Source organism: Gallibacterium faecale (assembly GCF_027920745.1).
GTDB classification, from domain to species: Bacteria; Pseudomonadota; Gammaproteobacteria; order Enterobacterales; family Pasteurellaceae; genus Gallibacterium; species Gallibacterium faecale.
This window is the reverse complement of the sequence record NZ_JAQIBB010000126.1, coordinates 1-6,398: the sequence shown is the minus strand read 5'-3', so window position 1 is coordinate 6,398 and position 6,398 is coordinate 1. Positions and strand designations below refer to the sequence as shown.

The window sequence follows — 6,398 nt, the reverse complement described above, 5'->3', positions numbered from 1 at the left end:
TTTTAACGGACATTAAAATTTCTCACTTTATGTGATTTTTTTTCGGGCATTTCATTATTTTTTCTCATTTTATGTGGTTCTTCACAAATGTGAATAAGTTGTGATAGAATGGCTCCAATTGGATGGTGGTGAGTACGATAGTACGAACACAAGGTGAGGGATTACCAAAGTTTATTTAGGCTATTTAGCCCACTCTTTACTACAAATGGTGTATTCTTTTCTAATTCTTGTCGTTAATTTCACTTCCGTGGTATCCAATACTTTATTGAAAACTACCTATTGTAGATTGGCTATCTGTATAACCTTTATATAGAGTATTAGATATTTCGAGCCGAATAAAACCTATTGTTTAACCTCTTCCAATCATTGGTGATCGGATTTTACGTAGCCTTGGTTGCGTTTAACTCCTATCTAAATTTACTTTACTACTCTCGCGTTGCCCGTGATGACCACGAGATGTGTTCTGCTTGGAGCAAACTATGAATATCAATTTCTATGTGACTTGTATTGCAGATACAGTCAAAGCCAATGTTGCAAAACAGAGTGTGTTATTGCTTGAAAAACTTGGCTGTTCTATTACTTTTCTCGAAAAACAAGGATGTTGTTCACAGCCTGCACTCAATGGCGGTTATGTCAAAGATGCAATACCTAGTATAAAAAATCTTATTGAAACCTTTGAAGTAAATGATTATCCGATTGTTGCTCCAGCAGGTTCTTGTGTTTATGCCATCAAAAATTATGCACAATATTTTGATAACGATTCTGAATGGTATCAACGAGCCAAACATCTTAGTGGACGTTTTTATGATTTAACCGACTTTATTGTTAATCAGTTACATATTGAGAATGTTGGAGCTCGTCTTGAAGGTAAAGCTGTTTACCACCCATCTTGCAGTCTTTTCCGTAAACTTGGTGTTAAGGAAGAGCCATTAAAATTGTTACGTAACGTGGAAGGTTTGGAATTATTACCGATTCATAATCAAGAAACTTGCTGTGGGTTTGGCGGTACATTTTCGGTAAAAATGGCAGAAATTTCAGGCGAAATGGTTAAAGAAAAAAGCCAACATATTATGGAAGTTGCTCCTGATTACTTGATTGGGGCGGATGTCAGCTGTTTGATCAATATTGGTGGACGATTGCATCGAGAAGGTCATCATAATGTTAAGGTAATGCATATTGCCGAAGTATTGATGAGCCATTAAGAGAGGAGGATGTGTTATGGGAATTAGTACCAGTAATCAAGCCTTTAAGCCACGGATTAATCAAGAAATTGATAATGAGATTATGCGTAAAGCTGTCGTGATGGCCCAAGAGCGTATTGGAGCAAATCGGCAAAAAATGGTGGAAGAATTAGGGCATTGGGATGAGTGGCGTGATCTCGCTAAAGAAATCCGTAATCATGTGATTGAAAACCTTGATGCTTATCTCTATCAGCTATCGGAAAAAGTCACAGAAAATGGGGGACATGTATTTTTTGCCCAAACAGCAGAAGAAGCCTCAAATTATATTTTGAATGTGGCAAAAGAAAAAAATGCTAAACGTGTTGTGAAATCTAAGTCGATGGTCACGGAAGAAATCGGCGTAAATCACGTGTTGGAGGCAGAAGGTATTCGTGTTTTTGAAACCGATTTAGCGGAATATATTTTGCAAGTTGCAGAAGATAAGCCCTCACACATTGTTGTTCCCGCTATTCATAAAGATCGTGAACAAGTTCGTAAAGTGTTCCATGAAAAATTAGGATATCAAGGGTCTTCTACACCAGAAGAAATGACGCGTTTTGTTCGTGAACATATTCGAGATGAATTTCTTAATGCAGATATTGGTATTAGTGGATGTAATTTTGCTGTACCTGAAACAGGTAGCGTATGTCTGGTCACCAATGAAGGAAATTTGCGGTTAGCGACGACTTGCCCAAAAACACATATTGCTGTCATGGGAATGGAACGTATTGCTCCTACATTTAAAGAGGTTGATGTCTTAATTACATTATTAGCGAGAAGTGCTGTCGGTTTACGTTTGACCTCTTATAACACCTGGCTGACAGGACCTCGTTTAGCAGGTGAAATTGATGGTCCGGAAGAGTTCCATTTAGTGATTGTAGATAATGGCCGTTCTAAAGCATTAGCTTCAGAATTTCAAGATGTCTTACGCTGTATTCGTTGTGGTGCTTGCATGAATATCTGTCCTGCTTATCGTCAAATTGGCGGGCATGGCTATGGTTCGATTTATCCCGGTCCAATTGGTTCAGTATTATCACCAATTCTTGGTGGTTATGAACAGTTTAAAGATTTGCCATATGCTTGTTCACTTTGTACCGCGTGTAATTCTGTTTGTCCCGTTGAAATTCCATTAGCTCAATTATTATTAAAACATCGCCGTAATATCGTAGAACTTGGTTTAACTAACAAACTTGAACGTCTCACAATGAAAGGATTCACTTATGTCAATAGCCATCCAGCTTTTTGGAAAGTCGGTATGGTAATGGGAGCGAAGATGGCTAATTTATTGATTAAAGACGGAAAAATGCCGTTACAGTTTGGGGTAATTGGTGAATGGACAAAAGCCAGAGATCTACCGCAAGCAGACGGTGAAAGTTTCCGTACTTGGTTTAAGAATCGTTAAAAAAGGAGTAACCCATGCTAGATCAACAAAATAGACAGAGATTTCTAGCGCATTTAGCGAAACAATTTGGGCGTGATCAGTTTCGTACAGAGGTTGTAGGCAATTATCATCAAGTCAACCAATATCCTGAAACACGTTTAACGGAATTAAGTATAGATGAACGATGTGCAAATTTTATTGATACATCGATTCAGGTTGCGGGGGTAGATTGCCAACTCACTACTGTTGCAGAAGCAAAAGAATGTTTTTTACAGCTATGTAGAAAATATGCAGAGGAAAATCAAGAGATCATATTTACTGATGATCAACGTTTGTATCAATATGGCTTGATTGATGCAATTGCACAGCACTATACAACACATATTTGGTCACCAGAAGCCGGAGATGAAAGTCGTCATTTTGCAGCTAAGGCCAGAATTGGCGTTGCTTTTGCGGAATATGGATTAACTGAGTCTGGAGGCGTGGTACTGTATGCCAGTGCGAAGAATGGTCGTTCAGTTAGCTTATTGCCAGAAGTTTCAATCATTGTCGTAGAGAAAAGTAAAATTCTACCGCGAGTGGCACAGTTGGCTGAGGTTTTACATCAGAAAGCACAGCAAGGGGAACGGATGCCATCCTGCATTAATATTATTTCAGGTCCAAGTTCGACTGCGGATATTGAATTAGTCAAAGTGGTTGGTGTCCATGGTCCAGTGAAACAAGTTTATTTAGTTATTGATGATCTTAAATAAACAGTAATGATTACATCGGGCTATCCGATTGTGGATAGCCCAAAGTTTATTGATAGGGTTGATTTAGTTAAATATAAAAAATATTAAATTGATAGAAGTTTGTAATGGCGGAGGTCATGGGAGTTGAATTTAACAATTAACATATTGATTTATAAGGATATTAATTTTTAACACCTCATTTTCTAGTACATTTTCTAGTACAATTATTCAAAGTGACCTCTATTTTTGTTTATTTTTTAATCCATTTATACCTACATTCAATAGATATGCAATTTTGCATATTAATAAAAGCCAGTAAAAACTGTAATAGCGATAATCTGGAGTTCCAGGGGCGGTTGCATGGGCTTTTTCACTGAACTTTTTACCCGCCCTATACATTAAGGTACTCCCAGACGGGGTACGCTTTCCACGGGGTTACGGACTCGCGGTTTTTGGCAATTTTTTGAATTTCTAGGCATCATCATCTTCCTATTAAAAGCTATTTATTTGGGTGATCGTATTTAGTGTTTTTATAGCCGTTTTACTTGCCTAGTAAGGGTTTATAGGGTGATCAATTAAAGGTTAATTATACAAATTTGATACCGCTCAAACTGCGAAATGAAATGTTAATTTGCAAAACAGATCTTTCTCGCTCGTACTGCTGACAAAGTTCATCATTTTTAAGCCTGTAGCGTTTTACAAGACATATAAAAATATCGTGTTTTAGTGGTGGATCTGATGTTTTCCTCGCTTTAATCCTTGGGGTTTTAATAGTGATCCGATTACCATAATTCGAACTAATACAGCGTTATAATTGGGTTACCCTTGTTTGCCTTACGATAACACCCTGTAAAGCCCGCAATAGCATTTTACCGCCTTTAATGTCTGCAAGGGTTATTCTTGGTGTTGGTGTTGATTTTGGTTCTGCTTCTGGCTTATCTTTGCAATATAAATCACTTCGCCACGTTCTGCCCTGATAGTGTGGCAAGACTTCGCCCCGTTTTTGCATTTCTGCCTTCTCTTGCTCAATTAATTCCACCACCTCATAATGATTTAATAAATCACTTGCTCTTGCTCTTAGTGTGTGAGGCTTCATTCGCTCGGCTCGTTCTTTGCCTAATACGTGTATTAATGCTTTATTTGCCTTGCCTGTGCGTGCGTAAGCAATGGCAAACTGTTCTCGAGTTGCTCTACTGTACATATTCCGTTACTCTCTGTGTGGTTGGTTTAAAAACTACCCTTTTTTATAGCGTCCGCAATTTCTGCATTTTCTTTTTCTATCCACAATGCTTTTTTACATTCTGCTTTCTTTGGTCTTTTTGTAAGATTTTACCTATCAAAAATCCACCATCACAAAACAGCAAAAAAATTTTTTTATATATATTAGCAAAAAATCATAGGACAATTAGGACAATAGGACAATTTGAGGATTATCAAGGGTTCAAGCCTCCTAAAATTGTCCTATTTCATATTTTCAAAATAGGACAATAGGACAAAAATTTAGGACAATTCCACTTTTTTGTTTATTTTTTATCCTAATTTCCTCTAATATGAAACTTTTAGTAAGTTAATAATAATAAAAAAGCCAACCTATTTTAGTGGATTGGCTTGATTTATTGATTGGTAACAGCTATCAAAATAAGGCTATTTTTACTCTCCTATTTCTTCGCTATCTAGTTCTATAAGTGGGAACAACGTATAGCACCTGGTCCGCTTGGTGTCGATTTTATGCGGTAGTTTTACCATGTATTTATAGCCAACCTCATTACCTTTCTTTAACATTCCCTTATCTGCTAATATCTGGCAAGCCTGTTCTTTTGAATTGCCGTTAATTGCTTCATTAAAGGCTAATGGGTACAGATAAAAGAACTCTTCCTTATTGTTATCTGTAATCAACATTCGATAGCCTGCAATATTATTAATTGGTGCTTGATTGGTTGGTGGATAAGTAATAAATCGGCTTTCTGCATTAGCTAATAACCACCCATTCACCTGCTCAATAACCTGCTTTTCTTCTCGGCTATGTAACCCAAAGATATTTACCCATTCATTAAAACAGTGTAGTAAGGCTTCCGCATTTTCTGCTTTACTCCACTGTGTGAGGTGGTGGGCTAGTTGTAAAGCCGTTTCTAATACCGCAAATCGGTTCGCTACTCGTTGCACCTGTGAGCTAACATCTTTAGGTAAACGTTGTAACCATTTCGCTTTTATGGCTTGATAGGTGCTATTTAGTTCATTTTGATGGCCGGTTATCCATTCCACCCATTCCCGCCCGATAACGCCATAATTTAGCTTGCTAGCGTGATTTAAATAGTCGGCGTGAGCTTTACCATTACCAAACTGATAAAATTGCTTAGCAGGAGAAATAGGGACATTCAGTAAGCGGACTAATTGCCCTGCATTGGTTTTAATGCCTGCTTGTGATAAATAGCCCTCTAGGTCTATTTCCCCTGTCGAGAACGCCATAATCCGCCAGCGTGAAAGTTCTCGATTTCTGCCCTCCTTTGCACCTTGAATCTTACCTACTCCATTAAATAAAGCGTAGGCGGTTTGTTCGATATGCTTTTTATTTGCGCCTTGACCGATTTCGTCCATCACTAAAAAACCATCATTACGTGCGGCGGCTTCGTTTGTCAAACCTAAGGATGTGGCGTTCCAGCTTACTCTTGTGATTTCAGGATGACCATAAAGGCTATTGGCGATATTAGCGGTTGTGGTTTTCCCTGATGTTGAGCCACCGAATAAATGAACCCCAAAACTATCGGCGTTTAGGTGGTGGATTAATGGTGCTGATAAGGCAACTGCAACCCCTAACATCATTGACGGATTGCCCCTTACATATTGGGCAATTTCTTTCTGCCAGCTGGCTAATGTACCTTTAGTATCATATCCACTAAAACTAGAGGATTGACTGCGGAATAAGACGGGCGTTTCAGGGTGCCCTATCACTTCACCATTAGGCAAGATATACGCTCCATTTTGCCACCCTGTGGCGTGGGTAATCGTCCATAAGGTGCGATTTCCCGCATTTTGTAAATAATCGGCGAGTTCGTTCTTTAGTGCGGT

The 6,398-nt window shown here is 38.4% G+C and carries 5 protein-coding genes; 3 read left to right on the top strand and 2 right to left on the bottom strand.

The genetic code is table 11. The annotated features are described in order from the left end of the window. Positions 1-479: 479 nt before the first annotated feature. The 3 genes from PF272_RS12635 to PF272_RS12625 are packed head-to-tail and all read left to right on the top strand — an operon-like array spanning position 480 to position 3,353. Positions 480-1,202, top strand: a complete 723-nt coding sequence (locus PF272_RS12635) for a (Fe-S)-binding protein (protein ID WP_271143035.1) — start codon at positions 480-482, stop codon at positions 1,200-1,202. A gap of 16 nt (positions 1,203-1,218) precedes the next feature. Further along, entirely contained in the window at positions 1,219-2,622 is a 1,404-nt protein-coding gene (locus PF272_RS12630) for a LutB/LldF family L-lactate oxidation iron-sulfur protein (protein WP_271143034.1), read from the top strand. A 14-nt stretch (positions 2,623-2,636) separates the two neighbouring features. Beyond that, positions 2,637-3,353, top strand: coding sequence for a LutC/YkgG family protein (locus PF272_RS12625; protein ID WP_271143033.1), 717 nt, complete (start codon positions 2,637-2,639; stop codon positions 3,351-3,353). A gap of 787 nt (positions 3,354-4,140) precedes the next feature. Here the strand turns inward: PF272_RS12625 and PF272_RS12620 are convergent. Both PF272_RS12620 and PF272_RS12615 read right to left on the bottom strand, forming a co-directional pair. Continuing rightward, complete coding sequence (locus PF272_RS12620; protein ID WP_271143032.1) at positions 4,141-4,533, bottom strand: terminase; 393 nt, start codon at positions 4,531-4,533, stop codon at positions 4,141-4,143. A gap of 449 nt (positions 4,534-4,982) precedes the next feature. Beyond that, a partial coding sequence (locus tag PF272_RS12615; RefSeq protein ID WP_271143031.1) for a DUF927 domain-containing protein occupies positions 4,983-6,398 on the bottom strand: 1,416 nt, incomplete at its 5' end.

What these genes read in the sequence shown, in the direction of transcription:
- PF272_RS12620 (WP_271143032.1), bottom strand. Translation starts at nt 4,533, where the DNA reads ATGTACAGTAGAGCAACTCGAGAACAGTTTGCCATTGCTTACGCACGC.
- PF272_RS12635 (WP_271143035.1), top strand. Translation starts at nt 480, where the DNA reads ATGAATATCAATTTCTATGTGACTTGTATTGCAGATACAGTCAAAGCC.
- PF272_RS12630 (WP_271143034.1), top strand. Translation starts at nt 1,219, where the DNA reads ATGGGAATTAGTACCAGTAATCAAGCCTTTAAGCCACGGATTAATCAA.
- PF272_RS12625 (WP_271143033.1), top strand. Translation starts at nt 2,637, where the DNA reads ATGCTAGATCAACAAAATAGACAGAGATTTCTAGCGCATTTAGCGAAA.